Origin of the sequence: Pseudomonas sp. IT-P4 (assembly GCF_949767755.1) — a bacterium.
Lineage (GTDB): Bacteria > Pseudomonadota > Gammaproteobacteria > Pseudomonadales > Pseudomonadaceae > Aquipseudomonas > Aquipseudomonas monachiensis.
Genome location: NZ_CATKPX010000035.1, coordinates 1 through 26,541, shown reverse-complemented (window position 1 = coordinate 26,541; position 26,541 = coordinate 1). Strand labels below are relative to the sequence as shown.

Genomic DNA, 26,541 nt, shown 5'->3' with positions numbered 1-26,541 from the left:
TCCAGGGAATGCTCATGGACACCAAATTGCTCGATATCCTCGCTTGCCCGGTCTGCAAAGGCCCGCTCAAGCTCAGCGCCGACAAGACCGAGCTGATCAGCAAGGGTGCAGGCCTGGCCTACCCGATTCGCGACGGCATCCCGGTGATGCTCGAATCCGAAGCGCGCACCCTGACCACCGACGAGCGCCTGGATAAATGACCACAGCCTTTACCGTCGTCATTCCATCGCGTTACGCCTCCACCCGCCTGCCGGGCAAGCCGCTGCTGCTGATCGCCGGCAAGCCGATGATCCAGCATGTCTGGGAACAGGCGAGTAAAAGCAGCGCCGGGCGTGTGGTGGTGGCCACCGACGACGCGCGCATCGTCGAGGCCTGCAAAGGCTTTGGTGCCGAAGTGGTACTGACCCGTGAAGACCACAACTCCGGCACTGATCGCCTGGCCGAAGTCGCGATGAAGCTGGGCCTGGCGCCCGACGCCATCGTGGTCAACGTCCAGGGCGACGAGCCGCTGATCCCGCCGAGCGTGATCGATCAGGTCGCCGCCAACCTGGCGGCCCACGCCGAAGCGCGCATGGCCACCCTGGCCGAGCCGATCGAAGACGCGGACACCCTGTTCAATCCCAACGTGGTCAAGGTCGTCAGCGACCTCAATGGCCTGGCGCTGACGTTCAGTCGTTCCACTTTGCCTTGGGCGCGGGATGCATTCGCCGTGAACCCTGAGCAGTTGCCCGAAGGTGTGCCGTATCGCCGCCATATCGGTATCTATGCCTACCGCGCCGGTTTCCTCCAGGATTTCGTCAGCTGGGGCCCATGCTGGCTGGAAAACACCGAGTGCCTGGAACAGCTGCGTGCCCTGTGGCACGGCGTGCGGATCCACGTGGCCGACGCACTGATCGCGCCGCCAGCCGGCGTCGATACCGTTGAAGACCTTGAGCGCGTTCGTCGCCTGCTGGAGGCGTGATGCGGGTTCTGTTTGTCTGCCTGGGCAACATCTGCCGTTCCCCCACGGCCGAAGGCGTGCTGCGGCATAAACTGCGCGAGGCCGGCCTGGCCGATCAAGTTGAAGTGGCCTCCGCCGGCACCGGTGACTGGCATGTCGGCAAGGCGCCGGACAAGCGCAGTCAGGCAGCGGCGAAGCTGCGCGGTTATGACTTGTCCGCCCAGCGCGCCCGGCAAGTCAGCCGTGCCGATTTCGCCACCTACGACCTGATCCTGGCGATGGACAATAGCAACCTGCGCAACCTCAAGGCCTTGCAGCCGGCCAAGGGCAAGGCCGAACTCGACCTGTTCCTGCGTCGCTACCAGTCGCCGGTCGATGAAGTGCCGGATCCGTACTATGACGGCGACCAGGGCTTCGAGCAGGTGCTGGACCTGATCGAACGCGCCAGTGATTTGCTGGTGATCGAATTGAAGGGACGGTTATGAGTTTGCAGGTTCAATCACAGGTTTCGCTCAAGCCGTTCAACAGCTTTGGCGTGGATGTCCAGGCCCGGTTCTTTGCCGAGGCCCATAGCGACGCCGATGTGCGCGAAGCCTTGGCCTACGGGCTGGAGCGCAAGGTCCCGGTGCTGGTGATCGGCGGCGGCAGCAACCTGCTGCTGACGGCGGATATCGATTCACTGGTGCTGCGCATGGCCACCCGCGGGAGTCGCGTGCTGAGCGATGACGGCAGCAAAGTGGTGATTGAGGCCGAGGCCGGTGAGCCGTGGCATCCCTTTGTGCAACACACACTGTCCATGGGGTTGTCCGGTCTGGAAAACCTCAGCCTGATTCCCGGCACTGTCGGCGCGGCACCGATGCAGAACATTGGCGCTTACGGCGTCGAGATCAAGGACGTCTTCGCCGGCCTCACTGCCCTTGATCGCCTGAGCGGCGAACTGCGCGACTTCAGCCTGGCGGAGTGCAATTTCGCTTACCGCGACAGCCTGTTCAAACAGGAGCCGGGACGCTGGTTGATCCTGCGCGTACGTTTCGCCCTCGACCGCGCCGCGCATCTGCACCTGGAGTACGGCCCGGTGCGTCAGCGCCTGACCGAACAGGGCATCGAGCATCCGACCGCCAGCGATGTCAGCCAGGCCATTTGCAGCATCCGTAACGAAAAACTTCCGGACCCGGCCGTACTCGGCAATGCCGGCAGCTTCTTCAAGAACCCTTTGGTGTCGGCGGCGCTGGCTGCACGACTCAAGGGCGAATACCCCGACCTGGTGGCCTATGCGCAACCCGACGGGCAGATGAAGCTGGCCGCCGGTTGGCTGATCGAGCGGGCAGGGTGGAAGGGGTTCCGTGAGGCTGATGCTGGCGTGCATAAATTGCAGGCGCTGGTGCTGGTCAATTATGGCGGCGCGACGGGCCTGCAACTGCTGAACCTGGCGCAGCGCATCCAGAAAGACATTTCCGAGCGTTTCCATGTCGATCTGGAAATGGAGCCAAACCGCTATTGAGAACGCCCCCTAAGCTTCCAGGACAGATCAAAAAGCCCTGCACAATGTTTATTGTGCAGGGCTTTTTTGTTAATGCTCGGTTAACTTAGTCAGCTAACGATGCACACTCTTGCTCCACCAAAGGCCCGGTGCAGACCGTTTTCGTCTGTACAAGAGAGCCCATTAGCCTGAGTCGATCTGCGTGCGACCCACCGAGATCCAGCGGCAGATTGCTCGACCCCATCACTCAAGATCTATGCGGGCGTGCCCATGATTACCCTGAAACTCAATGGTCAAGACCATCAACTCGACGTCACCGAGGACATGCCGCTGCTCTGGGCGATCCGCGACGTGGCCGGTTACAATGGCACCAAATTCGGTTGCGGCATGGGCCTGTGCGGCGCCTGCACCATTCATATCGAAGGGGCTCCGGCACGCAGTTGCATCACCCCCATCGGTTCAGTCGCCGGGCAGAATGTCAGCACCATCGACAACCTGCACGCCGACCCGATCGGCAAAGTCGTGCAGCAAGCCTGGCTCGACACGGCAGTGGCCCAATGTGGCTTCTGCCAGGGCGGGCAAATCATGTCGGCGACAGCGCTGCTCAAGACCCATCCGAACCCGAGCGACGAGCAGATCGAGGAAGCCATGGTCGGCAACATCTGCCGCTGCGGCACCTACAATCGCATCAAGACCGCGATCCGCCAGGCCTCCACTCACCTGAAGGAGGCCAAGGCATGAGCCGGTTACCGAATGATTTCGCCCTGAGCAACCTTAGTCGCCGTGGTTTTCTGAAAGGCGTGGGCGCCACCAGCGCGCTGGTTTTGGCGGCGAGCTGGGGCTGGCAAGACGCTTTTGCCGAGGACAAAGAGAAAAAGTTCGGTGCCGACGGCATGCCTCACGGTTGGGTCGACGATCCGAAAGTCTATGTGAGCATCGCCGCCGATGGCACGGTGACCGTGATCTGCAATCGCTCGGAGATGGGCCAGGGCGTGCGCACCAGCCTGACCATGGTGGTGGCCGATGAACTGGAGGCCGATTGGGCAAGGGTCAAAGTACAGCAGGCCCCCGGCGATGAAGTACGTTTCGGCAACCAGGACACCGACGGCTCGCGCAGCATGCGTCACTGGTACGAGCCGATGCGTCGCTGCGGTGCTGCTGCGCGGGCCATGCTGGAACAGGCTGCCGCCGACCAGTGGAAAGTGTCCGTCGGCGAGTGCCATGCGCAACTTCATAAAGTCATCCATAAACCGTCGGGTCGTGAGCTGGGGTATGGAGCCCTGGCCGCCGCTGCTGGCGCTTTGGCCGTGCCGGCGCGCGACAGCCTGAGACTCAAGCAACCTTCGGAATTTCGATATATCGGCAAGGAAGGCACCAAGGCCATCGACGGTGAAGACATCGTCAACGGTCGTGCGGTGTACGGCGCCGACGTGCATGTCGACGGCATGCTGTACGCGACCATTGCGCGGCCGACGGTGTATGGCGGCAAGGTCAAAAGCTTCGATGGCAGCGCGGCGATGAAAGTTCCCGGCGTGGTCAAGGTGCTGCAGATCGAAAGCCGTCCGTTGCCTTCGGAGTTCCAACCCTTGGGCGGCATTGCCGTGGTGGCGAGCAATACCTGGGCGGCGATCAAGGGCCGCGAGGCACTGAAAATCGAGTGGGACGACGGCCCCAACGCCAGCTACGACTCGATTGCTTACCGCAAGGAGCTCGAAGCTGCCTCGCTCAAGCCGGGCAAGGTGGTGCGTAATGCCGGCAACATCGAAGAGGCCATGGCCAGCGCCGATAGCACCCTGGAAGCCTCCTACTACTTGCCGCATCTGTCACAGTCGCCGATGGAGCCGATGGTCGCCATTGCGCGGTTCAAGGACGGTGCGTGCGAAGCCTGGGGGCCGAGCCAGGCGCCGCAGGTCACCCGGGAGCGGATCGGCGAGCGCCTGGGCCTGTCGTTCGACAAAGTCACGTTCAACGTGACCCTGCTCGGTGGCGGATTCGGGCGCAAGTCCAAGCCTGACTTCATCATCGAAGCCGCCATCCTCGCCAAGGAGTTCCCCGGCAAAGCGGTGCGGGTGCAATGGACTCGTGAAGACGACATCCACTGTTCCTACTTCCACACCGTGTCGGCCGAATATCTCAAGGCCAGCCTGAACAAGGATGGCCTGCCGTCCGGCTGGTTGCACCGTACCGTGGCGCCGAGCATCACTGCGTTGTTTGCGCCGGGCATGAACCATGAGGCGGCGTTCGAGTTGGGCATGGGGTTCACCAACATGGCGTATGCGATTCCCAACATTCGCCTGGAGAACCCCGAGGCAACGGTGCATACCCGGGTGGGTTGGTATCGCTCGGTGTCGAACATTCCCCATGGCTTCGCGATCCAGAGTTTTATCGATGAACTTGCGCACAAGGCCGGGCAGGATCCGCTGAAGTACCAGATCAGATTGCTCGGCCCGGACCGTCAGATCGATCCGCGCACCTTGAGTGAAGAGTGGAACTACGGCGAATCCCCCGAGCGTTATCCGATCGACACCGCGCGCCTGCGCACGGTATTGGAGACCGCCGCCAAAGCCGCCGGTTGGGGGCGTGAGTTGCCCAAGGGGCGCGGCCTTGGCCTGGCGGTGCATTACAGCTTCGTGACCTATGTGGCGGCGGTGATCGAAGTCGAAGTCAAAGACGACGGCACCTTGGTCGTGCACAAGGCGGATATTGCGGTGGATTGCGGTCCGCAGATCAACCCCGAACGGATTCGCTCGCAGTTCGAGGGCGCCTGCGTCATGGGTCTGGGTAATGCCGTGCTGGGAGAGATCAGCTTCAAGGACGGCAAGGTCCAGCAGGATAACTTCCATATGTACGAAGTGGCGCGCATGTCCCTGGCGCCGAAGGAAGTGGCGGTGCATCTGGTGACGCCGCCGGGCAACGTGCCGTTGGGCGGTGTGGGTGAACCGGGTGTGCCACCGATTGCGCCGGCCCTGTGCAATGCGATCTTTGCTGCCACTGGCAAACGCATTCGCAATCTGCCGGTTCGTTATCAGCTGTCGGGTTGGCAGAAGGCCGACGCCTGATGGACAGCGCCGATCTGAACGTCCTGCGCAGCGTGTTGCAATGGCATCGCGCCGGTCAGCGGGTGGTGCTGTACAGCGTGGTCGAAACCTGGGGCACAGCGCCCCGGGCACCCGGCGCCATGCTGGCCTTGCGCGAAGACGGCATGGTGATTGGTTCGGTCTCGGGTGGGTGTGTCGAAGATGACTTGATTGCCCGGCTGCACGACGGGCGCCTCGGGCTTGACGGGCCGCCGGTGCAATTGATCACCTACGGCGTGACCCGCGAGGAAGCCGCACGTTTCGGCTTGCCCTGCGGTGGCACCTTGCGCTTGACCGAGGAGCGTATCGACGATGGGGATTGGGTCGAACAATTACTTGCTCGATGCGAGGCCCATGAAATCGTTGCCCGTGAACTGAACCTGACCACCGGCAAAGTGATTTTGCAGCCGGCCGGTAAAGCTGACGTGTTGATGTTCGACGGGCAGACGTTGCGAGCGATCTATGGTCCGCGCTGGCGCTTGCTGCTGATCGGCGCGGGGCAGCTGTCGCGCTATGTGGCGGAAATGGCCCGGCTGCTGGATTTCGAGGTGCTGATTTGCGATCCGCGTAGCGAGTTCGTCTACGGCTGGGAGGAGCAGCACGGACGATTCGTTTCGGGCATGCCGGATGAGGCGGTATTGAACATCCAGACCGATGAGCGCACGGCCATCGTGGCCTTGACCCATGATCCGCGTCTGGACGACATGGCGCTGCTCACAGCCCTGGATTCCAGGGCTTTCTACGTCGGGGCGCTGGGATCGCGGGTCAACAGCCAGAAGCGCCGGGAAAACCTGGCTCAACTGGGGTTGTCGCAATCGGCGATTGACCGCTTGCATGGTCCGATCGGTTTGCACATCGGCAGTCATAATCCGGCGGAAATTGCCTTGTCGCTCATGGCGGAAATCGTGGCGGTCAAAAACGGCATCGAACTGAAGCAGAAGAAAACCCTGCGGGAGGATGTATGAGCAAGTCCATTGGCGTCATCGTGTTGGCGGCGGGGCAGGGCAGTCGATTTCGCCAGGTGGCGGGTGCCGAAAAGGATAAATTGGTGGCCGATTGCACCGGGCGTGACGGCGTGGTGCGGTCCGTCATCGAGCACACGTTGGTCAACCTGCCGGCGGTGCTGGACAAGCGCGTGCTGGTGACCACTGCTGACCGCCCGCAAGTGATTCGCATGGCCCAGGCCTATGGCTGCGAGATTGTACTGATCGAATCGACGGGAATGGGCGACAGCATTGCCGCGGGAGTCGCTGCCTGCAAGCAGCTCGATGGCTGGTTGATGGTGCTGGGAGATATGCCGTTCATTCTGCCATCCAGTATCGAGCAGGTGGTGACAGGTATTGGCGATGACTGTATCAGTGTGCCCGTGCAGGACGGCGAATACGGGCATCCGGTCTGCTTCGGACGGGACTTCGCGGCGGGGTTGATGGCGCTATCGGGGGATCGCGGCGCCAAGCCGTTGTTCGCCCAGGGGCGGGTGGTTGAGGTTGCGGTGAATGATCCCGGGGTTTTGTGGGATGTGGATGTGCCGCAGAAATTGGTTTTTGAGTGAAGTCATAAAGATCGCAGCCTTCGGCAGCTCCTACGTCGTTCATCTGTAGGAGCTGCCGAAGGCTGCGATCTTTTGATCTTTACTGAAATAAAAAGCCCCGCCTGGATCACCAGGCGGGGCTTTTCATTGGCCGATGGAATCAGACGAGAGGTTTAGGCTCGTGTTCTTTTTCCTCGGCTTGCTCGTGTTGCTCTACCGCTTCCTGAACGGAGCGCGGTGCTTCGTGGATCACCGACTCAACCGGCTCGGCAGTCACTTCGGCGGCCGGTGCAGGTTCGGCAGCGACAGCCGCTTCAGCAGGAGCCGCAGCGGCAGCCAGTTCAGCTTCCTTCTGCAGACGCTCGGCTTCACGCTTGCGACGACGCACTTCACGCGGGTCGTTAGGCGCACGGCCACTTGGCGTCAGGGCGCTGGCAGGCGCGGCTTCGACTACCGGAGCGGGTGCTTCGGCAACGACCGGCGCTTCAACGACTGGCGCTTCAATCACCGGCGCTGGAGCCGGTTCCGCGGCGGCAACCACCGGCTCGGAAACCATGGCTTCAGCCACTTGGGTCTCAGCGGCTGGTGCAGCGGCTTCAGCGACGGCTGGCTCGGCAACCCAGTTGAATGCGGTTTGCTCTTCGCGAACTTCACGCACGGTTTCAGTCACGGTTTCAACAACCGTGTCTGCAACCTGGGCAGGAGCTTCTACCACTGGCGCTGGCTCGGCAGCCGCTTCAACAGCTGGCTGAGCTTCCGGCGCTGGCGCTACTTCGATTTCCGGCGAGGCGGTGACTTCGACCGGAGTGGTCGCTTCAACGACTGGCGCTTCAGCCGGAGCCGCTTCGAGCGTCGCGGCAGTGGCGCGTTCGGCTTGCACATTGGCTTCAGCTTCGGCTGGAGCGCTGATCACGCTGCTTGCAACGGCTGCGGTGACAGCCAGGCCGGCGGCCAGGTCAGCAGTGCTTGGCGCTTCAGCGTTTTCGCCGGATTCGGACTCTTCCGAACCTTCGATCACGTTGCCGTTGGCGTCACGCTGACGCTCGCGACGGTTGCTGCGACGACGCTGGCCACGGGAGCGGCGGCGTGGACGATCGCCCTCGGCGCCTTCCTGACCGTCTTCCGGCAGTTGCTCTTCGTTGGTGACCAGTTCTTCTTCAGTTGTGGCTGCGGCAGCTTGTTCGGCACGTGGCTGGCGTTCTTCACGCGGTGGGCGTGGAGCGCGTTCTTCACGTGGCTGGCGAGCTGGACGCTCTTCAGCGGTAGCAGCCGTAGCAGCTGTAGCGGCGGCCGGAGCAGCCGGAGTGGCATCCAGGGGCTCGCGCAGTTCACGAACGCGTTCTTCACGCTCGCCACGCGGCTTGCGATCTTCACGCGGAGCGCGCGGTGCACGTTCTTCACGAGGCGCGCGTGGTGCGCGTTCTTCGCGGGCTACTGCTGGCGTTTCTTCGCGGGTCTCGCGAGGTTCACGCACTTCACGTGGCTGACGTTCTTCACGCGGCTCACGTGGTGCGCGCTCTTCACGCGGTGCACGTTCTTCACGAGGCTTGCGCTCTTCATCGCGGCGACCGTTACGGTTGCGGCTCTGCTGGCGACCGTTGCGGCGCTCTTCGTTGCGGGCTGGACGCTCGGTGGTCGCAGGTTTTTCAACCACGGCCGGAGCAACAGGCTCTTCCTTGGTGGCGAACAGGCTCACCAGCGACTTCACCAGGCCTTTGAACAGGCTTGGCTCAGGCACTGCAACCGGAGCAGGGGCTGGAGCGGCCACTTCGGTCGGAACCGGAGCGTTGGCGCGGGCCGGGGCCGTCTTGACCGCGGCTTCCTGGCGAACCAGGGTGCGGGTCGCGGCGGCTGGCTGGACTTCTTCGACTTCGGCAGCGGCAGCGGCGATTTCGTAGCTGGACTGGTTGGTCGCGGCTTCCGGGCTGTCATCACGCAGGCGCTGCACTTCGAAATGCGGCGTTTCGAGGTGATCGTTCGGCAGGATGACGATACGGGCACGGGTGCGCAGTTCGATCTTGGTGATCGAGTTGCGTTTTTCGTTGAGCAGGAACGCAGCCACCGGGATCGGCACTTGTGCACGAACTTCGGCGGTACGGTCTTTCAGGGCTTCTTCTTCGATCAGGCGCAGGATCGCCAGGGACAGCGACTCAACGTCACGGATGATGCCGGTGCCGTTGCAACGCGGGCAGACGATGCCGCTGCTTTCGCCCAGGGACGGACGCAGGCGCTGACGGGACATTTCCAGCAGGCCGAAGCGCGAGATGCGACCGACTTGCACGCGAGCGCGGTCGGCTTCCAGGCATTCGCGGACTTTCTCTTCCACGGCGCGCTGGTTCTTGGCAGGGGTCATGTCGATGAAGTCGATGACGATCAGGCCGCCGATGTCGCGCAGGCGCAACTGACGGGCGATTTCCTCGGCCGCTTCAAGGTTGGTTTGCAGTGCGGTTTCTTCGATGTCGCTGCCTTTGGTGGCGCGCGCCGAGTTGATGTCGATGGACACCAGGGCTTCGGTCGGATCGATAACGATGGAACCGCCGGAAGGCAGTTCGACAACGCGCTGGAAAGCGGTTTCGATCTGGCTTTCGATCTGGAAACGGTTGAACAGCGGAACGCTGTCTTCGTACAGCTTGATCTTGCTGGCGTACTGCGGCATCACCTGGCGGATGAAGGTCAGGGCTTCGTCCTGGGCTTCAACGCTGTCGATCAGCACTTCGCCGATGTCCTGGCGCAGGTAGTCGCGGATCGCGCGGATGATCACGTTGCTTTCCTGGTAGATCAGGAACGGCGCGGCGCGGTCCAGCGAAGCTTCCTTGATGGCGGTCCAGAGTTGCAGCAGGTAGTCGAGGTCCCACTGCATTTCTTCGCTGCTGCGGCCCAGGCCGGCAGTGCGCACGATCAGGCCCATGTCGGCCGGGGCAACCAGGCCGTTCAGGGCTTCACGCAGTTCGTTGCGCTCTTCGCCTTCGATGCGACGGGAGATACCGCCGGCACGCGGGTTGTTCGGCATCAGCACCAGGTAACGACCGGCCAGGCTGATGAAGGTGGTCAGGGCGGCGCCCTTGTTGCCACGCTCTTCTTTTTCGACCTGAACGATGACTTCCTGGCCTTCGCTCAGGACGTCCTTGATGTTGACGCGACCTTCAGGGGCTTTCTTGAAGTATTCGCGGGAGATTTCTTTGAGGGGCAGGAAGCCGTGGCGCTCAGAGCCGAAATCGACAAAGGCAGCCTCGAGGCTTGGTTCGATGCGAGTAATCCGGCCTTTATAGATGTTGGCCTTCTTCTGCTCGCGTGCACCGGATTCGATGTCCAGGTCGTAGAGGCGCTGGCCATCTACCAGTGCAACACGCAACTCTTCGGGTTGAGTTGCGTTAATCAGCATTCTTTTCATGTAGTACCGTCGGTTTCCGGGCTGCCGGAAACGGCGTTCGGCACACACGACTTCTCACGGTCGGTGTCAGGTGCGTCGGGAGTGGTTGGCCATTTCCCGTGTCCAGCGAAGTCCGGCCAATGTGGGCCTTCATCGCGACGTACGCGTCCTGCTTGCTGTGGCTACTTAAGCACTCAGTCAGGAGGAGGAATCAACCAGCGGCTGTGGACGAGATGAAGCGTCTTGAGAAAGCCTGTTGCTACACAGTCCGGCGGTTGTGCATCTCCACCCTACACGTATCCCTGATAATTCGGGTGCTGCCGCGCGCAGAATCCGCAGCGGGTTGGCATTTACCGTGAGCTCCGAAAGGGGAGGTCACGCATCATGGCTAATTTAGGCGTTGTTTCCGATGCCTTCGCTCGGGGTCATTCGCAGCTGACTGCACTTTGTGAACTGGCCGTGAATATGGCTCGCAAAACGAGTGGAAAACTCTGCTTTGTGGCGTGATTCAGGCCTCATGTCACCTGCGCTCGTTACACCTGCAAACTCCACCGTTACGTAGCGAAAGCCCCGTAGGACGGCCTCGCGTCCTGGTGAATTGCGTTGGTCAGGGCCGGTTTTTGACCGTTGGTCCGCTGTCCAGGCCGCTTTTGGCGGCGTTCGCGACTATAGCAGCAATGATTAAGTGCTTCAATTCCATAAAAAATTGTTATCATCCGCGCCATGACGACGACTACCCCCCCGACTCCAGGCGTACAACTGCTTGAGGTCTCGCCGGAATATGCCGGCCAGCGCATTGATAATTTCCTTCTCGCCCGACTCAAAGGCGTGCCCAAGACCTTGATTTACCGCATTTTGCGCAAGGGCGAAGTGCGCGTGAACAAGGGTCGGATCAAGCCCGAGTACAAGCTGCAGGCGGGCGATATCGTGCGCGTGCCGCCGGTTCGCGTGCCCGAGCGCGACGAGCCGGTACCGCTGGCACAAGGCCTGCTGCAGCGGCTCGAAGCCTCGATTGTCTTCGAAGACAAGGCGCTGATCGTGATCAACAAGCCTTGCGGCATCGCCGTTCACGGCGGCAGCGGCTTGAATTACGGTGTCATCGAAGCCTTTCGTCAGTTGCGTCCCGATTGCAAGGAGCTCGAACTGGTTCATCGTCTTGACCGCGACACCTCCGGCTTGCTGATGATCGCCAAGAAACGCAGCATGCTGCGTCACCTGCACACAGCCTTGCGCGGTGATGGCGTTGATAAGCGCTATATGGCGCTGGTTCGCGGTAACTGGGCGTCCTCGATCAAGCAAGTCCGAGCGGCGCTCGGCAAGAGCAATCTGCGCTCCGGTGAGCGTATGGTCGAGGTCGACGAGGAGGAGGGCAAGGAGTCTGTGACCGTGTTCAAGGTCCTGCGTCGCTTTGGCGACTTTGCCACCCTGGTTGAAGCCAGGCCGATCACCGGCCGCACTCACCAGATCCGTGTCCACACGTTGCACGCCGGGCACTGCATTGCCGGCGACACCAAGTATGGCGATGACGATTTCAGTAAGGAAATCCGTGATCTGGGCGGCAAGCGCCTGTTCCTGCACGCCTACATGTTGACCGTGCCGCTCCCCGATGGCGGCGAACTGAAGCTGCAAGCGCCGGTCGACGATATGTGGGCCAAAACCGTGGAGCGATTGAGTGCGCCCATCTGATTACAAGCTGCTGATCTTTGATTGGGACGGCACCCTGGCCGACTCCATTGGCCGAATTGTCGAGGCGATGCACGTTGCCTCCCGGCGTTCCGGTTTTGAGCTGCGCGATGATCTGGCCGTCAAGGGGATCATCGGCCTGGGCTTGCCGGAAGCGATCCGCACCCTGTACCCCGAAATCGACGATGCCGGGCTGATCGCGTTCCGCGAGCACTATGCCGAGCATTACATTGCGTCGGAGGCTGTGCCTTCGCCGCTGTTCGAGGGTGTGGTCGAATCGCTCGAGGCGTTTCGTGCCGAGGGCTATCATCTGGCCGTGGCGACCGGCAAGGCCCGTCGCGGGCTGGATCGGGTGTTGAAGTCCCATGGTTGGGAGAATTACTTCGATATCACTCGCGCCGCCGACGAGACCGCCAGCAAGCCCCATCCGCTGATGCTCGAGCAGATCCTCGCCCATTGCGAGGTTCGCCCGGAGCAGGCGTTGATGGTCGGTGATTCGTCCTTCGATTTGCAGATGGCACGCAACGCCGGCATGGGTTCGGTGGCCGTCAGTTATGGTGCTCAATCGATCGATGCGTTGAAGTTGTATGAGCCGCGACTGGCCATCGACCGTTTTTCAGAATTGCATGCCTGGCTGAGTCAGCGGGCTTAACCGGTTGTTTTTGGGGTGGATGGCATGGCCGACGAATGGAAGGCGCCCGCCAAGGCGAGCGCAGAGAGCGGTGACGACAAGAGCTGGAAGCTGCTGGAAAAAACGCTGCTGGCTGGCGTGCAGGAGCAGCGCCGGTCCCGTCGCTGGGGGATATTCTTCAAATTACTGACTTTTGTGTATCTGTTCGGCGCAATTGCCCTGTTTTCGCCACTGATGGATATGGAGAAGGCCGCTACCCTCAGTGCCAATTACACGGCGCTGATCGATGTGACGGGCATGATTGCCGACAAGGAATCGGCCAGCGCAGACAATATCGTTGGCAGCCTGCGCGCGGCTTTCGAGGACAAGAAAGTCAAGGGCGTCATCCTGCGCATCAACAGCCCGGGCGGCAGTCCGGTGCAGTCGGGTTATGTCTATGACGAGATCCGTCGTCTGCGTGGCCTGCACCCGGATATCAAGCTCTATGCGGTCATTTCCGATCTGGGGGCTTCCGGCGCTTACTACATCGCCAGCGCGGCAGATCAGATCTACGCCGACAAGGCGAGCCTGGTCGGCTCCATCGGTGTGACGGCAGCCGGTTATGGTTTTGTCGGCACCATGGAGAAGCTGGGCGTCGAGCGGCGCACCTACACCTCTGGCGAGCACAAGTCGTTCCTCGATCCGTTCCAGCCGCAGAAGCCGGAAGAAACCGTTTTCTGGCAGGGCGTGCTCGATACGACCCACAAGCAGTTCATCAGCAGCGTCAAGCAGGGGCGTGGCGATCGCCTGAAGGACAAGGAGCATCCGGAGCTGTTCTCCGGCCTGGTCTGGTCCGGTGAGCAGGCGTTGCCGCTGGGGTTGATCGATGGGTTGGGCAATGCCAGTTCGGTTGCACGGGATGTGATCGGCGAGAAAGAGCTGGTGGACTTCACCGTTCAGGAGTCGCCATTCGATCGCTTCTCGAAAAAACTCGGTGCCAGCGTGGCTGAGCATTTGGCGATGTGGATGGGCTTTAACGGTCCGTCGTTGCGCTGATCCGGCCTTGGGTCAAAAGATCGCAGCCCGCGGCAGCTCCTACGCTAATTCGTGTGGGGGCTGCCGCAGGCTGCGATCTTTTGCTTTCAGGGGATTTGCACGCCTTCGACCAGCAACATGTCGATCAGGCGAATCAGTGGCAGGCCGATCAGGCTGGTGGCGTCAGGGCCCTCGGTGCTGCGAAACAGGCTGACCCCCAGGCCTTCGGCCTTGAAGCTGCCTGCGCAGTCGTAGGGTTGCTCTGCGTGCAGGTAGCGTTCGATGCGGGTTGCGTCGAGTGTGCGCATGTGTACGGTGAACGGCACGCAATCGACCTGGCAGTACCCGGTCTGGCTGTTGAGCAGGGCCAGGCCGGTCAGGAACGTCACGCTGGCACCGCTGGCGGCCAGCAGTTGTTCGTGGGCCTTTTCGAAGGTGTGAGGCTTGCCGATAATCCGCTCTCCCAGCACGGCGACCTGGTCGGAGCCGATTATCAGATGAGCGGTATGGCTGTCGGCCAGGGCGCGCGCTTTCTCTTCGGCGAGGCGCTTGACCAGCTCGATGGCGGACTCACCCGGGCGATGGCTTTCATCGATATCCGGCGAGCTGCAAGTGAAAGGCAGCTGCAGGCGGGTCAGCAATTCCCGGCGATAGGCCGAGCTGGAAGCGAGTAATAAAGGCAGCATGCGCAACTCCATAAGGCGTGTGCGAATTCTAGCGAGGCTTCCAAGTGACGGACAGGGCTGAATTTCCTTTGACATGGGCGGGGGCATCCCTATAATGCTGCGCCTATGTTGAATGACCCGATTCCACCTCACGTTGACCCGCGCAAATTGGCTGATCGTGGCACCACCCTTCAAGGTGAAATGCTGCTGGCCGATTTGGAGAGACTCTGCGACCCGCTTTCCGACAATGTCGGTACGGTGCAGGCTAAATTCGTTTTTGAACGAGATGAACGTAAATCTGTGGTCATCCACAGCTTTATCGACACTGAGGTCAAAATGGTTTGCCAGCGTTGTCTTGAGCTGGTCACCCTGCCGATCCACAGCGAATGCAGTTACGCTGTGGTGAAGGAGGGTGCGAATACCCAGTCGTTGCCGAAAGGTTATGACGTGCTGGAACTGGGCGAAGATCCTTTGGATCTGCAGTCACTGATCGAGGAGGAGCTTCTGCTCGCCTTGCCCATTGTGCCTGCTCATCATCCGGAAGAATGCCAGCAGCCGGCGGGTCTCGATGAGCCCGAACCGAGCGAGGACGAGGTAACGCGGTCCAACCCGTTCAGTGTATTGGCGCAGTTAAAGCGTGACCCAAACGTTTAGGAGTTAATCAATTATGGCTGTTCAGCAGAACAAAAAATCCCGCTCTGCCCGTGACATGCGCCGTTCGCACGACGCTCTCGAGGCTAGCACCCTGTCTGTAGAAAAAACCACCGGTGAAGTTCACCTGCGTCACCACGTATCGCCAGAAGGCGTATACCGTGGCCGTAAAGTGATCGACAAGGGCGCTGACGAGTAATCACTTGTCCGCTCAAGTCATCGCGATTGACGCAATGGGCGGGGACTTCGGTCCCCGCAGCATTGTCCAGGCCAGCCTTGCTTGCCTGTCTGCTACACCCTCGCTGCACCTGACCCTCGTCGGTCAACCCTCCCTTCTTGAAGAATTGATCGCTGGCCATCCGGCTGTGGATCGCGCGCGCCTGTCGATTGCCCCGGCGAGCGAAGTCATCACAATGGACGAGAAGCCGGCCCAGGCCCTGCGTGGCAAACCCGACTCGTCGATGCGCGTGGCGCTTGAGTTGTTGCGTGACGGCAAGGTCCAGGCCTGTGTCAGTGCCGGCAATACCGGTGCGCTGATGGCGTTGTCGCGGTTCGTGCTCAAGACCCTGCCGGGCATTGACCGCCCGGCCATGGTGGCGGCGATTCCGACACAAAAGGGTTACTGCCAATTGCTCGACCTGGGCGCCAACGTCGATTGCAGTGCCGAGCATCTGCTGCAGTTTGCGGTCATGGGCTCGGTTGCGGCTGAGACCCTGGGTATCGCGCGTCCTCGGGTGGCGTTGCTGAACATCGGCACCGAAGACATCAAGGGCAATCAGCAGGTCAAGTTGGCAGCGACTTTGTTGCAAGGCGCCCGTGGCATCAATTACATCGGCTTTATCGAGGGCGACGGTTTGTACCGTGGCGAAGCGGATGTGGTGGTGTGTGACGGTTTTGTCGGCAACATCCTGCTCAAGTCCAGCGAAGGTCTGGCGACCATGATTGCCGGGCGCATCGAGGCGTTGTTCAGGAAGAACGTGGCCTCTCGCGTGGTTGGCGCACTGGCGCTGCCCTTGATGAAGCGCCTGCAGGCCGATCTGGCGCCTGCCCGACACAACGGCGCGAGCTTTCTCGGCTTGCAGGGTATTGTGGTGAAAAGCCACGGTTCTGCAGGGGTCCAGGGGTTTCAGAGTGCCATTGAGCGCGCCTTGATCGAGATTCAGGAGAATCTTCCCGAGCGCCTGCACGGTCGTCTGGAGGATTTGTTGCTTTAGGCGTTTTCGTCGGACAATGCTTAAATGTGACCGCTTGGTTCGATGGGCCATCCAACTGTCAGTTTCTTGCGTCCCCGAAGTGGGGCGCCAACTCTCCGACGACAAGATCATTAGGGGCTTGTTACATGTCTGCTTCCCTCGCATTCGTCTTTCCAGGACAGGGTTCGCAGTCCCTCGGCATGCTGGCCGAGCTGGGCGCGCAACATCCGGTTGTCCTTGAAACATTCAAAGAAGCTTCCGATGCACTGGGTTACGACCTGTGGGCACTGACCCAGCAAGGGCCGGAAGAGCAACTCAATCAAACCGATAAAACCCAGCCGGCCATTCTGACCGCCTCTATCGCCTTGTGGCGTCTGTGGCTGGCTGAAGGTGGCGCACGCCCGGCCTACGTTGCCGGGCACAGCCTGGGTGAATACAGCGCGCTGGTCGCGGCAGGCAGCCTGAGCCTGGGCGACGCGGTGAAACTCGTCGAGCGTCGTGGCCAGTTGATGCAGGAAGCCGTTCCGGCCGGGCAGGGCGGCATGGCCGCTATCCTGGGCCTGGACGATGCCGACGTACTGGCAGCCTGTGCCGAAGCGGCGCAAGGCGAAGTGGTCAGCGCGGTCAATTTCAACTCGCCGGGCCAGGTGGTCATCGCCGGTGCCAAGGCTGCCGTCGAGCGCGCCATCGAAGGCTGCAAGGCGCGTGGTGCCAAGCGCGCCATGCCGCTGCCGGTCAGTGTGCCGTCGCACTGCGAGCTGATGCGTCCGGCTGCCGAACGTTTCGCCGAATCGATCGCTGCGATCGACTGGCAGGCGCCGCAGATTCCCGTGGTACAGAACGTCAGTGCCCAGGTGCCGGCCGATCTGGAAACCCTCAAGCGCGATCTGCTCGAACAACTGTACAAGCCAGTACGCTGGGTTGAATCGGTCCAGGCGCTGGCCGCCAAAGGCGCGACCAACCTGGTCGAGTGTGGCCCGGGCAAAGTGCTCGCCGGTCTGAACAAACGTTGCGCCGAAGGCGTGTCGACATCCAACCTCAATACCCCAGACGCTTTCGCTGCCGCCCGTGCAGCGTTGGCCTGAATCAGGAGAAGCTTGCATGAGTCTGCAAGGTAAAGTTGCACTGGTCACCGGTGCAAGCCGTGGCATAGGCCAGGCCATCGCCCTGGAACTGGGGCGTCAGGGCGCTATCGTTGTGGGTACCGCGACCTCCGCGTCGGGTGCTGAGCGCATCGCCGCGACCCTGAAGGAAAACGGTATCCAGGGCACAGGCCTGGAACTCAATGTCACCAGCGACGAGTCCGTGGCAAGTGTTCTGGCGAGCATTCAGGAGCAGTTCGGTGCGCCGGCAATTCTGGTCAATAATGCCGGTATCACCCGCGATAACCTGATGATGCGCATGAAAGACGACGAGTGGCACGACGTTGTCGATACCAATCTGAACAGTCTGTTCCGCCTGTCCAAGGGCGTTTTGCGCGGCATGACCAAAGCTCGTTGGGGCCGAATTATCAGTATTGGCTCGGTTGTGGGTGCCATGGGCAACGCAGGCCAAGTAAACTACGCTGCCGCCAAGGCCGGCCTGGAAGGTTTCAGCCGTGCTCTGGCGCGTGAAGTCGGTTCGCGTTCGATTACGGTAAACTCGGTGGCCCCTGGGTTCATCGATACCGATATGACCCGTGAACTGCCCGAGGCACAGCGTGAAGCCTTGCAGACGCAGATTCCGCTGGGTCGTCTGGGGCAGGCTCAAGAGATCGCGTCCGTGGTCGCTTTTCTTGCGTCGGACGGTGCGGCTTACGTTACCGGAGCTACAATCCCGGTGAACGGCGGGATGTACATGTAATTCAAATGTGACGGATTGCTTCAAAAAAATGTCATACGAGCTGTCTAAAATCCGTTATAAAGCTGCAATCTATTTATAGGCAGAGGGTCACCGGGTACGAGGAGTGAAGCTTTCAGTTGAAAAGCTGAAAAGTCTTTCTATACACTTACCCACTGGCCAGCTGCCTGAATTTGTCCATTAGGAGTGAAAACAAGGTATGAGCACCATCGAAGAGCGCGTCAAGAAAATCGTTGCTGAGCAACTGGGCGTTAAAGAAGAAGAAGTGGTCAACACTGCTTCCTTCGTTGAAGACCTGGGTGCCGACTCCCTTGACACCGTTGAGCTGGTGATGGCTCTGGAAGAGGAATTCGAGACCGAAATCCCTGACGAAGAAGCCGAGAAGATCACTACTGTACAAGCTGCAATCGACTACGTTACTAGCCACCAGGCGTAATAGTTTGTAATCGTTGCTCGCTGTCATGGAAAAACCGCACTGCCATCAAGGCGTGCGGTTTTTTCTTTAGGCCTGATGCAAAGTCGTCATTTGAAAAAAGGAGAGTGCTGTGTCGCGTAGACGCGTCGTAGTCACCGGTATGGGTATGTTGTCGCCACTGGGCACGGATGTGCCGAGCAGCTGGCAGGGCATTCTGGCTGGCCGTAGTGGCATTGGTCTGATCGAACACGCCGACCTTTCTGCCTATTCCACCCGTTTTGGCGGCTCGGTAAAGGACTTCAATGTCGAGGAATACCTCTCGGTCAAGGAAGCCCGCAAGCTCGACCTGTTCATTCAGTACGGTCTGGCCGCAGGTTTTCAGGCGGTACGCAATTCCGGTCTGGAAGTCACCGACGCCAACCGTGAGCGTATCGGCGTGGCCATGGGCTCGGGTATTGGCGGTCTGACCAATATCGAAGAAACCGCCCGCACGCTGCACGAGACCGGCCCGCGACGGATCTCTCCGTTCTTCGTGCCAGGCTCGATCATCAATATGATTTCCGGTTTCCTGTCCATCCACCTCGGTGCACAGGGACCCAACTACGCCATCGCCACGGCCTGTACCACCGGTACCCACTGCATTGGCATGGCGGCCCGCAACATCATGTACGACGAAGCCGACGTGATGATTGCCGGCGGCGCCGAGATGGCGGCCTGCGGTCTGGGCATGGGCGGCTTCGGTGCCTCCCGCGCGCTGTCGACCCGCAACGATGAGCCGACCCGCGCCAGCCGTCCATGGGACAAGGGCCGCGATGGCTTTGTATTGTCCAATGGTGCCGGCGCGCTGGTATTGGAAGAACTCGAGCACGCCAAGGCCCGCGGCGCGACCATCTATGCCGAGCTGATCGGCTTCGGCACCAGTGGCGACGCTTACCACATGACCTCGCCGCCAGCTGATGGCGCGGGTGCTGCGCGCTGCATCACCAATGCACTGCGCGATGCCAAAATCAATGGCGATCAAGTGCAGTACATCAATGCCCACGGCACCTCGACTCCGGCAGGCGACCTGGCCGAAGTCAATGCGATCAAGTCGGTGTTCGGCGAGCACGCCTACAAGCTGGCTGTCAGTTCCACCAAGTCCATGACCGGCCACCTGCTGGGTGCGGCGGGCGCGGTCGAGGCGATCTTCAGCGTGCTGGCGATCAACGGCCAGGTGGCGCCGCCGACCATTAACCTCGATGAGCCGGATGAAGGCTGCGACCTCGATTTCGTGCCGCACACGGCGCGCAACATGGATATCGATGTGGTCGTTTCCAACTCCTTCGGTTTTGGTGGCACCAACGGCTCGCTGGTGTTCCGCCGGTTCGCAGGCTGATGGACAGCTGGGTCGACGGTCAGCCGGCTGACGCTTTGTCGCTGAAGGATCGCGGCCTGGCTTATGGCGATGGTCTGTTCGAGACCATCGCCGTGCGCAGTGGTCGGCCCGTGTTGCTGGACCGGCATCTGTCGCGTCTGGCGGATGGCTGCTCACGCCTGGCGATAACCGCCGAGCATGAGCTGATCCGCAGCGAACTGTTGGCCTACGCCGCGGCACTGGGTGATGGGGTGCTCAAGCTCATTCTCACCCGTGGCGACGGACTGCGCGGTTACGCCCCGGATCCTTCGGCCCAGGCCCGACGCATTCTGCAAGGCAATCCACCGGCGGCTTACCCTGGGGTCCACGGTGAGCAGGGTGTTCGTCTGTTTCCCTGCGTCACGCGATTGTCCAGGCAGCCATTACTGGCCGGCCTCAAGCACCTGAATCGTCTTGAGCAAGTCCTCGCCCGTGCCGAATGGCAGGACAGCGAGCATGCCGAAGGCTTGATGCTCGATCAGGCCGGGCGCGTGATTGAAGGCGTGTTCAGCAACTTGTTCCTGGTGCGTGATGGCGTGCTCATCACTGCCGACCTCAAGCGCTGCGGCGTGGCAGGCGTGATGCGTGCCGAAATATTGTTTCAGGCCAAGTCGCTGGGAATCCCCACGCAAATCACCGATATCCCCCTCGAGCAGCTGCAATGGGCTGACGAAGTCTTTGTCTGCAACAGCGTGTATGGTATCTGGCCGGTGCGCGCCTATGCTGCTCTTCACTGGCCGGTTGGGCCGCTCACCCGTAAACTCCAAACCATTGCCCGTGTGCTACTGGATGCTTGATACGTGAGACGTAAACTCTTGCTGCTGCTGGAAACCGGAGTGGTTCTGGCGGGGCTGCTGATGGGTGCTTCTGCCTGGAAGATTCATTCGGCGCTGGTACAGCCGCTGAACATTGCCCAGGAACAATTGCTGGATGTGCCCAAGGGCACCACGCCGACCCGCACCTTCTACCGACTCGAAGCCAATGGCGTCATCAAGGACGCATTCTGGCTGCGGGTGTATTGGCGCTTCAACCTGGCCAAACAACCTCTGCACAGCGGGGAATACCGCATTCAACCTGGCATGACCGTCGAAGGCCTGATCGATCTGTGGAAACGCGGGGAAATGGTTCAATACAGCCTGACCCTGGTCGAAGGCTGGAATTTCCGTCAGGTCCGCGCAGCGCTGGCCAAGGAAGAAAAACTTGATCATAGCCTCGACGGTTTGAGCGATAGCCAGGTCATGGACAAGCTCGGCCACACCGGGATTTTTCCGGAAGGGCGCTTCTTCCCTGACACTTATCGTTACGTGAGGGGCATGTCTGATGTCGAGGTGCTGAAAACCGCTTACGACCGCCTCGATGAAGTGCTCGCCAAGGAGTGGGAGAAGCGCGCTGCAGATACGCCGTACACCGAACCCTACCAGGCGCTGATCATGGCTTCGCTGGTGGAAAAGGAAACCGGTGTGCCACAGGAACGCGGACAGATTGCCGGCGTGTTTGTGCGCCGCATGGCGATAGGCATGCTGCTGCAGACCGATCCGACAGTGATCTACGGCCTCGGCGACCGCTACAGCGGCAAGCTGACCCGGGCTCACCTCAAGGAATCGACGCCCTATAACACCTACATGAATGCGGGCCTGCCGCCGACCCCGATTTCCATGGTCGGTCGCGAAGCCATCCATGCGGCACTCAATCCGGTGGAGGGCAACAGCCTTTACTTCGTGGCGCGTGGTGATGGCACTCACGTGTTCTCCGACGACCTGGATGCCCACAACAATGCCGTGAAGGAGTTCCAGATCAAGCGTCGCGCCGATTACCGCTCCAGCCCGGCACCCACTGCCACGCCAGAGACATCGCCGACCGATACTGAACAAAACGGTACGCAGGAGGCCAAGGCTTCGCAGGAACAAACACCGATTCCGGCCGCTTCACCGAATACGGCTCCCGAGGCGCTGCCGCAAGTGCCGGCGCAAGAACCTGCGCCAGCCCCCGAAACGCCCGAACTCGATGCCAACGCACCGAAAAGCTCGCAATGACTCTGACTAAGGACTGCCTGTGACCGGCTTGTTTATTACTCTGGAAGGCCCCGAAGGCGCCGGCAAGAGCACCAATCGCGAATACCTGGCCGAGCGCCTGCGCGCCGCCGGCATCGAGGTGGTGCTGACCCGCGAGCCGGGTGGCACGCCGTTGGCCGAGCGCATCCGTGACGTGCTGCTGGCTCCGGTCGATGAAGTCATGAACCCGGACACCGAGCTGCTGCTGGTGTTCGCGGCGCGTGCCCAGCACCTGGCCGAGGTGATTCGCCCGGCGCTGGCTCGCGGTGCCGTGGTCTTGTGTGATCGTTTCACCGATTCGACATACGCCTACCAGGGTGGCGGTCGGGGCTTGTCGCTGGAACGCATCGCGACCCTGGAAGCCTTCGTCCAGGGCGATCTGCGCCCGGACCTGACACTGATTTTCGATCTGCCTGTCGAGGTCGGCCTGGCCCGCGCCAGCGCTCGTGGTCGTCTGGATCGCTTCGAGCTTGAAGGCCGGACCTTTTTCGATGCCGTGCGCAGTGCCTTTCTCGAGCGCGCCAAGGCGGATCCGGTGCGTTATGTGCTGGTCGATGCTGCCCAGCCGTTGGCAAAGGTCCAGCAATCGCTGGATGCCTTGCTGCCGCGCCTGCTGGAGTTGAACCGTGGCTGAGGCCTACCCGTGGCAGGAAGCCCTCTGGCAGCAACTGGCCGGTCGCGCCCAGCATGCGCACGCCTACCTGCTGCATGGCCCGGCCGGGATCGGCAAGCGGGCACTGGCCGAGCGCTTGATGGCCAGCTTGCTGTGCCAGCGCCCGAACGCGCTGGAGGCCTGTGGCGAATGCAAATCATGCCTGTTGCTCAAGGCTGGCAGCCACCCGGATAATTACATCCTGGAGCCCGAAGAAGCCGACAAGGCGATCAAGGTCGACCAGGTTCGCGACCTGGTCGGTTTCGTGGTGCAGACCGCGCAGTTGGGCGGGCGCAAGGTGGTGCTGATCGAGCCGGTCGAGTCGATGAACATCAACGCCGCCAACGCCTTGCTCAAAAGCCTTGAAGAACCGTCCGGCGATACCGTCCTGTTGCTGGTCAGCCATCAGCCGAGCCGCTTGTTGCCAACCATCAAGAGTCGCTGCGTGCAGCAGGCCTGTCCGCTACCGGGCGAGGCCATGAGTTTGAAATGGCTGGCCCAGGCGCTGCCGGAGTGTTCCGAAGACGAGCGCGTCGAACTGCTCACGCTGGCCGCCGGTTCGCCGCTGGCGGCGGTCAACCTCCAGGGGCAGGGCGTGCGTGAACAGCGCGCGCACGTGGTGGAAGGGGTGAAAAAACTCCTCAAGCAACAGCAGTCGCCGACGCAACTGGCCGAAGAATGGAAAAACATTCCGATGTTGCGCCTGTTCGACTGGTTCTGCGATTGGTCGAGCCTGATCCTGCGCTATCAGTTGACCCAGGACGAAGCTGGCCTCGGCCTTGCCGACATGCGCAAGGTCGTGCAATACCTGGCGCAGAAAAGCGCCCAGGGCAAAGTCCTCGATATCCAGGACTGGATCCTCGCCCAGCGACAGAAAGTCCTGAGCAAGGCCAACCTCAATCCGGCCTTGCTGCTGGAGGCATTGCTGGTGCAATGGGCGTCGTTGCCTGCCCAGCGATGACCGTCTGCGCCTAAACTCTGAGTATCGGTACATCCGACCGTCCCACCCATTCGATACAAGTTGCAGCCCCTTATGCTCGTAGATTCCCATTGTCACCTTGATCGCCTCGACCTGACCGCCCACGACGGCTCCCTGGATGCTGCCCTTGATGCAGCCCGGCAGCGCGGGGTAGGGCACTTTCTGTGTATCGGTGTCAGCGCGGACAACGCGGCCGACGTCAAGGCCCTGGCCGAACGTTATGACGACGTCGACTGCTCGGTGGGCGTACACCCTCTGGATGTGCAGCCGGGTGCCGCGCCGGCGCTGGACTGGCTGTTGCAGGAGCTCAATCACCCGCGGGTGGTGGCGATTGGCGAAACCGGCCTGGACTATCACTACGAACCGGAAGCAGCAGAGTTGCAGCAGGAGTCCTTCCGACTGCATCTGCAAGCGGCGCAACAGACCGGCAAACCGGTGATCATCCACACCCGTGGCGCCCGCTCCGATACCCTGGACTTGCTGCGTGAAGCAGCGCTGCCCCAGGCGGGCGTATTGCATTGCTTTACCGAAGACTGGGAGATGGCGAAAGCCGCGCTGGACATGGGCTATTACATTTCCCTGTCCGGGATTGTCACTTTTCGCAATGCCGATGCGTTGCGCGATGTGGCCAGCAAGGTGCCGGCCGACCGATTGCTGGTGGAAACCGACTCGCCGTACCTGGCGCCGATTCCCTATCGCGGCAAGCCAAACCTGCCGCAGTACGTGCGTGAAGTTGCGGAATTTCTGGCAATGTTGCGTGGTGAGCCCTACGAGCGGTTTGCCGAGCAAACCACGGCGAATTTCAAGCGACTGTTCCCGCTGGCACACGTAAAAGGTTAAATCGCAGGCAAAAAAAACCCGGGTTCTGGGGGGTGAATCCGGGTTAAGACCATTAGGAGTAAAACAATGGCACGCGGTCCGTTGGTACCAATATCGGCGTGACACTTGGGGGAGATGCCCCGCCGACAGTTCAAGTATTGATCAGGATTGCGCCTCGTCCAGTTTAGCGGCACGGGTTTTTAAACAAATTTGGAATACGTGCGCTTCGGAAGAGTTCTCATCACCCTGTAAACGTACGCGGAATGACCAGAAAGCGCAGATATGGTCGGATGATCCGTGCATTTTTGCGCAAGTTAGGCATAATACGCGGCTTCGAATTTTGACCCCGACAGACCTTTTCTTATGCATAAAGAACCTCGTAAGGTCCGTGAATTCCGTCGCCGCGAGCAGGAAATTCTCGATACCGCGCTCAAGCTGTTCCTCGAACAAGGTGAAGACAGTGTCACCGTCGAGATGATTGCTGATGCCGTCGGTATCGGTAAAGGCACGATCTACAAGCACTTCAAATCCAAGGCGGAAATCTATCTGCGCCTGATGCTCGACTACGAGCGCGATTTGAACGCTCTGCTGCATTCGGCCGATGTCGACAAGGACAAGGAAGCCCTGTCCCGGGCCTACTTCGAATTCCGCATGCGCGATCCACAACGCTATCGCCTGTTCGACCGCCTCGAAGAGAAAGTGGTCAAGGGCAACCAGGTGCCGGAGATGATCGAGGAGTTGCACAAGATCCGTGCCTCGAACTTCGAACGCCTGACCCTGCTGATCAAGGGGCGGATCAGCGAAGGCAAGCTGGAAGACGTGCCGCCTTACTTCCACTACTGCGCGTCCTGGGCGCTGGTGCACGGTGCCGTCGCGCTGTATCACTCGCCGTTCTGGAGCAATGTGCTGGAAGATCAGGAAGGTTTCTTCCAGTTCCTGATGGACATCGGCGTGCGCATGGGCAACAAGCGCAAGCGTGACACCGACACTTCCGGCAGCTGAGCCATTCAGTTGCCTTATTGCGCCATGATTTCGCTACATGGCGCAGTACCGCAGGAATATACTCAGGTAGAGGACTTGCTAAAACTTGATTTCTGAGTCAAGTTTTAGTGGCCCGATATTCTTCCGCCGGAGTGACCATGATCGTTGACCGTCAAGGCAGGCGTTTTCGCAACTTGCGAATCAGTCTGACCTCAGCCTGCAATTACGCTTGTACCTACTGCGTGCCCAACGGCAAGCGGCTGGTGGCTGCGCAGGATGAATTGTCGGCCGAAGCCATGGCGCGCGGCGTGGCTTATCTGATTGAAGCAGCGGGCATCGAGCGTCTGCGCATTACCGGCGGCGAGCCGCTGGTCAGCCCGAAACTCGAAGCGTTCATGACGGCGGTCGGGCAGATGGGCCTGGAAGACATCAGCCTGACCACCAATGGCCAGTTGCTGGCGAAGAAACTGCCGCTGCTGGTGAACGCCGGCATTCGGCGCCTCAACGTTTCCCTCGATACCCTCGACGCCAGTGCGTTCCGCGGCATTGCCCGGGGCGGCGACCTGGCCACCGTGCTCGACGGCATGAACGAGGCCAGTGCGGCCGGCATGAAGATCAAGGTCAACATGGTGCCGCTGCGCGGACAAAACCTCGATCAAGTGATGCCGCTGCTCGACTATTGCCTGGAGCGCGGTTATGAACTGCGCTTTATCGAGTTGATGCGCATGGGCCATCTGGCCAACGACTCCAATGCCTTTTTGCAACAGTTCGTCAGCCTCCAGCAATTGCTGAGCCTGATCGGCGAGCGCTACGAATATCTGCAAGCCGACGCGCCCGTCGATGCGACAGCGGTGCGCTATGAAATTCCGGGGCGAGGCCATTTCGGCGTGATCGCCAACGAAAGTGTGCCGTTCTGCCGTACTTGCTCGCGCCTTCGTTTATCTTCCACCGGGTGGCTGCATGGCTGCCTGTCGTCGAGCAATCGCCATTACGTCGGCGATCTGCTGGACAAGCCGCGCCATCAGGCGCTGCCGGCCTTGCAGCGGCTGCTGGTGAAAGCCTTGGGGGACAAGCAGGAAGTGGCGTTCTCCGGTGGTGCGACTGTCATGAAGATTATCGGCGGTTGATCCTTCGCAATCGCGAGCAAGCTCGCTCCCACAGGGGATCGCATATCATC

The 26,541-nt window shown here is 60.8% G+C and carries 27 protein-coding genes; 25 read left to right on the top strand and 2 right to left on the bottom strand.

The genetic code is table 11. From position 1 onward, the window contains the following. Window positions 1-14 precede the first annotated feature (14 nt). From ACM6IT_RS16125 to ACM6IT_RS16090, 8 genes are all read left to right on the top strand, one after another. Window positions 15-200, top strand: a complete 186-nt coding sequence (locus ACM6IT_RS16125; RefSeq protein ID WP_003179363.1) for a Trm112 family protein — start codon at window positions 15-17, stop codon at window positions 198-200. After that, window positions 197-961, top strand: coding sequence for a 3-deoxy-manno-octulosonate cytidylyltransferase (gene kdsB, locus ACM6IT_RS16120; RefSeq protein ID WP_056727232.1), 765 nt, complete (start codon window positions 197-199; stop codon window positions 959-961). Before ACM6IT_RS16125 ends, kdsB begins: the two co-directional genes overlap by 4 nt. Further along, the gene (locus ACM6IT_RS16115; RefSeq protein WP_414914910.1) at window positions 961-1,425 is read left to right on the top strand and encodes a low molecular weight protein-tyrosine-phosphatase; all 465 of its coding nucleotides are present in this window, start codon (window positions 961-963) and stop codon (window positions 1,423-1,425) included. The genes kdsB and ACM6IT_RS16115 overlap by 1 nt, the downstream gene beginning before the upstream one ends. Further along, the gene (murB, locus tag ACM6IT_RS16110; protein ID WP_414918323.1) at window positions 1,422-2,441 is read left to right on the top strand and encodes a UDP-N-acetylmuramate dehydrogenase; all 1,020 of its coding nucleotides are present in this window, start codon (window positions 1,422-1,424) and stop codon (window positions 2,439-2,441) included. The genes ACM6IT_RS16115 and murB overlap by 4 nt, the downstream gene beginning before the upstream one ends. 249 nt (window positions 2,442-2,690) lie before the next feature. Continuing rightward, window positions 2,691-3,161, top strand: a complete 471-nt coding sequence (locus ACM6IT_RS16105) for a (2Fe-2S)-binding protein (RefSeq protein ID WP_223541060.1) — start codon at window positions 2,691-2,693, stop codon at window positions 3,159-3,161. Then, complete coding sequence (locus ACM6IT_RS16100) at window positions 3,158-5,479, top strand: molybdopterin cofactor-binding domain-containing protein (protein ID WP_414914912.1); 2,322 nt, start codon at window positions 3,158-3,160, stop codon at window positions 5,477-5,479. The genes ACM6IT_RS16105 and ACM6IT_RS16100 overlap by 4 nt, the downstream gene beginning before the upstream one ends. Beyond that, a complete protein-coding gene (locus tag ACM6IT_RS16095; protein ID WP_414914913.1) occupies window positions 5,479-6,462 on the top strand; it encodes an XdhC family protein in 984 nt (327 codons plus the stop codon). Before ACM6IT_RS16100 ends, ACM6IT_RS16095 begins: the two co-directional genes overlap by 1 nt. Beyond that, window positions 6,459-7,049: a nucleotidyltransferase family protein gene (locus ACM6IT_RS16090; RefSeq protein WP_414918322.1), complete on the top strand. Its 591-nt coding sequence runs from the start codon at window positions 6,459-6,461 to the stop codon at window positions 7,047-7,049. The genes ACM6IT_RS16095 and ACM6IT_RS16090 overlap by 4 nt, the downstream gene beginning before the upstream one ends. 139 nt (window positions 7,050-7,188) lie before the next feature. Here ACM6IT_RS16090 and rne read toward each other — a convergent pair whose 3' ends face one another. Beyond that, a complete protein-coding gene (gene rne / locus ACM6IT_RS16085; RefSeq protein WP_414918321.1) occupies window positions 7,189-10,419 on the bottom strand; it encodes a ribonuclease E in 3,231 nt (1,076 codons plus the stop codon). A gap of 702 nt (window positions 10,420-11,121) precedes the next feature. Here rne and rluC point away from each other — a divergent pair. The 3 genes from rluC to ACM6IT_RS16070 are packed head-to-tail and all read left to right on the top strand — an operon-like array spanning window position 11,122 to window position 13,747. Next, a complete protein-coding gene (gene rluC, locus ACM6IT_RS16080) occupies window positions 11,122-12,084 on the top strand; it encodes a 23S rRNA pseudouridine(955/2504/2580) synthase RluC (RefSeq protein ID WP_056727225.1) in 963 nt (320 codons plus the stop codon). Further along, window positions 12,071-12,733, top strand: a complete 663-nt coding sequence (locus ACM6IT_RS16075; RefSeq protein ID WP_056727224.1) for an HAD-IA family hydrolase — start codon at window positions 12,071-12,073, stop codon at window positions 12,731-12,733. The genes rluC and ACM6IT_RS16075 overlap by 14 nt, the downstream gene beginning before the upstream one ends. A gap of 24 nt (window positions 12,734-12,757) precedes the next feature. Then, complete coding sequence (locus ACM6IT_RS16070; protein ID WP_223541064.1) at window positions 12,758-13,747, top strand: S49 family peptidase; 990 nt, start codon at window positions 12,758-12,760, stop codon at window positions 13,745-13,747. A gap of 86 nt (window positions 13,748-13,833) precedes the next feature. Here ACM6IT_RS16070 and ACM6IT_RS16065 read toward each other — a convergent pair whose 3' ends face one another. Further along, window positions 13,834-14,412 carry a Maf family protein gene (locus ACM6IT_RS16065; RefSeq protein ID WP_414918320.1) on the bottom strand — a complete coding sequence of 193 codons (579 nt, stop codon included), beginning with the start codon at window positions 14,410-14,412 and terminating at the stop codon, window positions 13,834-13,836. Between the two features lie 105 nt (window positions 14,413-14,517). Between ACM6IT_RS16065 and ACM6IT_RS16060 the strand changes: the two genes are divergently transcribed. From ACM6IT_RS16060 to ACM6IT_RS15995, 14 genes are all read left to right on the top strand, one after another. Next, window positions 14,518-15,045: a YceD family protein gene (locus ACM6IT_RS16060; RefSeq protein WP_008050439.1), complete on the top strand. Its 528-nt coding sequence runs from the start codon at window positions 14,518-14,520 to the stop codon at window positions 15,043-15,045. A 13-nt stretch (window positions 15,046-15,058) separates the two neighbouring features. Then, window positions 15,059-15,241 carry a 50S ribosomal protein L32 gene (gene rpmF / locus ACM6IT_RS16055; RefSeq protein ID WP_003179396.1) on the top strand — a complete coding sequence of 61 codons (183 nt, stop codon included), beginning with the start codon at window positions 15,059-15,061 and terminating at the stop codon, window positions 15,239-15,241. Window positions 15,242-15,245: 4 nt separating this feature from the next. Then, window positions 15,246-16,256, top strand: a complete 1,011-nt coding sequence (plsX, locus tag ACM6IT_RS16050) for a phosphate acyltransferase PlsX (RefSeq protein WP_082563017.1) — start codon at window positions 15,246-15,248, stop codon at window positions 16,254-16,256. Window positions 16,257-16,381: 125 nt separating this feature from the next. Continuing rightward, window positions 16,382-17,320, top strand: a complete 939-nt coding sequence (gene fabD, locus ACM6IT_RS16045) for an ACP S-malonyltransferase (protein ID WP_008050436.1) — start codon at window positions 16,382-16,384, stop codon at window positions 17,318-17,320. Between the two features lie 16 nt (window positions 17,321-17,336). After that, window positions 17,337-18,077 carry a 3-oxoacyl-ACP reductase FabG gene (fabG, locus tag ACM6IT_RS16040; protein WP_007987168.1) on the top strand — a complete coding sequence of 247 codons (741 nt, stop codon included), beginning with the start codon at window positions 17,337-17,339 and terminating at the stop codon, window positions 18,075-18,077. Between the two features lie 196 nt (window positions 18,078-18,273). Continuing rightward, on the top strand, window positions 18,274-18,510 hold the full coding sequence (acpP, locus tag ACM6IT_RS16035; RefSeq protein ID WP_003175607.1) for an acyl carrier protein: 237 nt from the start codon (window positions 18,274-18,276) through the stop codon (window positions 18,508-18,510). Between the two features lie 109 nt (window positions 18,511-18,619). Beyond that, complete coding sequence (gene fabF, locus ACM6IT_RS16030; RefSeq protein ID WP_056727219.1) at window positions 18,620-19,864, top strand: beta-ketoacyl-ACP synthase II; 1,245 nt, start codon at window positions 18,620-18,622, stop codon at window positions 19,862-19,864. Further along, window positions 19,864-20,679: an aminodeoxychorismate lyase gene (pabC, locus tag ACM6IT_RS16025; RefSeq protein ID WP_056727218.1), complete on the top strand. Its 816-nt coding sequence runs from the start codon at window positions 19,864-19,866 to the stop codon at window positions 20,677-20,679. The genes fabF and pabC overlap by 1 nt, the downstream gene beginning before the upstream one ends. Window positions 20,680-20,682: 3 nt before the next feature. Then, complete coding sequence (gene mltG / locus ACM6IT_RS16020) at window positions 20,683-21,915, top strand: endolytic transglycosylase MltG (protein ID WP_414914916.1); 1,233 nt, start codon at window positions 20,683-20,685, stop codon at window positions 21,913-21,915. Window positions 21,916-21,934: 19 nt separating this feature from the next. After that, window positions 21,935-22,567: a dTMP kinase gene (tmk, locus tag ACM6IT_RS16015; protein WP_414918319.1), complete on the top strand. Its 633-nt coding sequence runs from the start codon at window positions 21,935-21,937 to the stop codon at window positions 22,565-22,567. Next, window positions 22,560-23,546, top strand: coding sequence for a DNA polymerase III subunit delta' (locus ACM6IT_RS16010; protein ID WP_223541067.1), 987 nt, complete (start codon window positions 22,560-22,562; stop codon window positions 23,544-23,546). Before tmk ends, ACM6IT_RS16010 begins: the two co-directional genes overlap by 8 nt. Window positions 23,547-23,618: 72 nt before the next feature. After that, window positions 23,619-24,404, top strand: coding sequence for a TatD family hydrolase (locus tag ACM6IT_RS16005; protein ID WP_223541068.1), 786 nt, complete (start codon window positions 23,619-23,621; stop codon window positions 24,402-24,404). Window positions 24,405-24,746: 342 nt separating this feature from the next. After that, on the top strand, window positions 24,747-25,385 hold the full coding sequence (locus ACM6IT_RS16000; RefSeq protein WP_007977040.1) for a TetR/AcrR family transcriptional regulator: 639 nt from the start codon (window positions 24,747-24,749) through the stop codon (window positions 25,383-25,385). Between the two features lie 137 nt (window positions 25,386-25,522). Further along, on the top strand, window positions 25,523-26,491 hold the full coding sequence (locus ACM6IT_RS15995) for a GTP 3',8-cyclase MoaA (protein ID WP_414918318.1): 969 nt from the start codon (window positions 25,523-25,525) through the stop codon (window positions 26,489-26,491). Window positions 26,492-26,541: the final 50 nt, after the last annotated feature.

Excerpts from the sequence above, each read along its gene's own strand:
- murB (WP_414918323.1), top strand. The coding sequence starts at position 1,422 with ATGAGTTTGCAGGTTCAATCACAGGTTTCGCTCAAGCCGTTCAACAGC.
- ACM6IT_RS16060 (WP_008050439.1), top strand. The coding sequence starts at position 14,518 with ATGTTGAATGACCCGATTCCACCTCACGTTGACCCGCGCAAATTGGCT.
- ACM6IT_RS16115 (WP_414914910.1), top strand. The coding sequence starts at position 961 with ATGCGGGTTCTGTTTGTCTGCCTGGGCAACATCTGCCGTTCCCCCACG.
- acpP (WP_003175607.1), top strand. The coding sequence starts at position 18,274 with ATGAGCACCATCGAAGAGCGCGTCAAGAAAATCGTTGCTGAGCAACTG.
- rluC (WP_056727225.1), top strand. The coding sequence starts at position 11,122 with ATGACGACGACTACCCCCCCGACTCCAGGCGTACAACTGCTTGAGGTC.
- rne (WP_414918321.1), bottom strand. The coding sequence starts at position 10,419 with ATGAAAAGAATGCTGATTAACGCAACTCAACCCGAAGAGTTGCGTGTT.
- ACM6IT_RS16070 (WP_223541064.1), top strand. The coding sequence starts at position 12,758 with ATGGCCGACGAATGGAAGGCGCCCGCCAAGGCGAGCGCAGAGAGCGGT.
- ACM6IT_RS16090 (WP_414918322.1), top strand. The coding sequence starts at position 6,459 with ATGAGCAAGTCCATTGGCGTCATCGTGTTGGCGGCGGGGCAGGGCAGT.
- fabD (WP_008050436.1), top strand. The coding sequence starts at position 16,382 with ATGTCTGCTTCCCTCGCATTCGTCTTTCCAGGACAGGGTTCGCAGTCC.
- kdsB (WP_056727232.1), top strand. The coding sequence starts at position 197 with ATGACCACAGCCTTTACCGTCGTCATTCCATCGCGTTACGCCTCCACC.
- ACM6IT_RS16000 (WP_007977040.1), top strand. The coding sequence starts at position 24,747 with ATGCATAAAGAACCTCGTAAGGTCCGTGAATTCCGTCGCCGCGAGCAG.
- pabC (WP_056727218.1), top strand. The coding sequence starts at position 19,864 with ATGGACAGCTGGGTCGACGGTCAGCCGGCTGACGCTTTGTCGCTGAAG.
- ACM6IT_RS16125 (WP_003179363.1), top strand. The coding sequence starts at position 15 with ATGGACACCAAATTGCTCGATATCCTCGCTTGCCCGGTCTGCAAAGGC.
- ACM6IT_RS16065 (WP_414918320.1), bottom strand. The coding sequence starts at position 14,412 with ATGCTGCCTTTATTACTCGCTTCCAGCTCGGCCTATCGCCGGGAATTG.
- ACM6IT_RS16100 (WP_414914912.1), top strand. The coding sequence starts at position 3,158 with ATGAGCCGGTTACCGAATGATTTCGCCCTGAGCAACCTTAGTCGCCGT.
- ACM6IT_RS16005 (WP_223541068.1), top strand. The coding sequence starts at position 23,619 with ATGCTCGTAGATTCCCATTGTCACCTTGATCGCCTCGACCTGACCGCC.
- ACM6IT_RS16095 (WP_414914913.1), top strand. The coding sequence starts at position 5,479 with ATGGACAGCGCCGATCTGAACGTCCTGCGCAGCGTGTTGCAATGGCAT.
- fabG (WP_007987168.1), top strand. The coding sequence starts at position 17,337 with ATGAGTCTGCAAGGTAAAGTTGCACTGGTCACCGGTGCAAGCCGTGGC.
- rpmF (WP_003179396.1), top strand. The coding sequence starts at position 15,059 with ATGGCTGTTCAGCAGAACAAAAAATCCCGCTCTGCCCGTGACATGCGC.
- ACM6IT_RS15995 (WP_414918318.1), top strand. The coding sequence starts at position 25,523 with ATGATCGTTGACCGTCAAGGCAGGCGTTTTCGCAACTTGCGAATCAGT.
- ACM6IT_RS16105 (WP_223541060.1), top strand. The coding sequence starts at position 2,691 with ATGATTACCCTGAAACTCAATGGTCAAGACCATCAACTCGACGTCACC.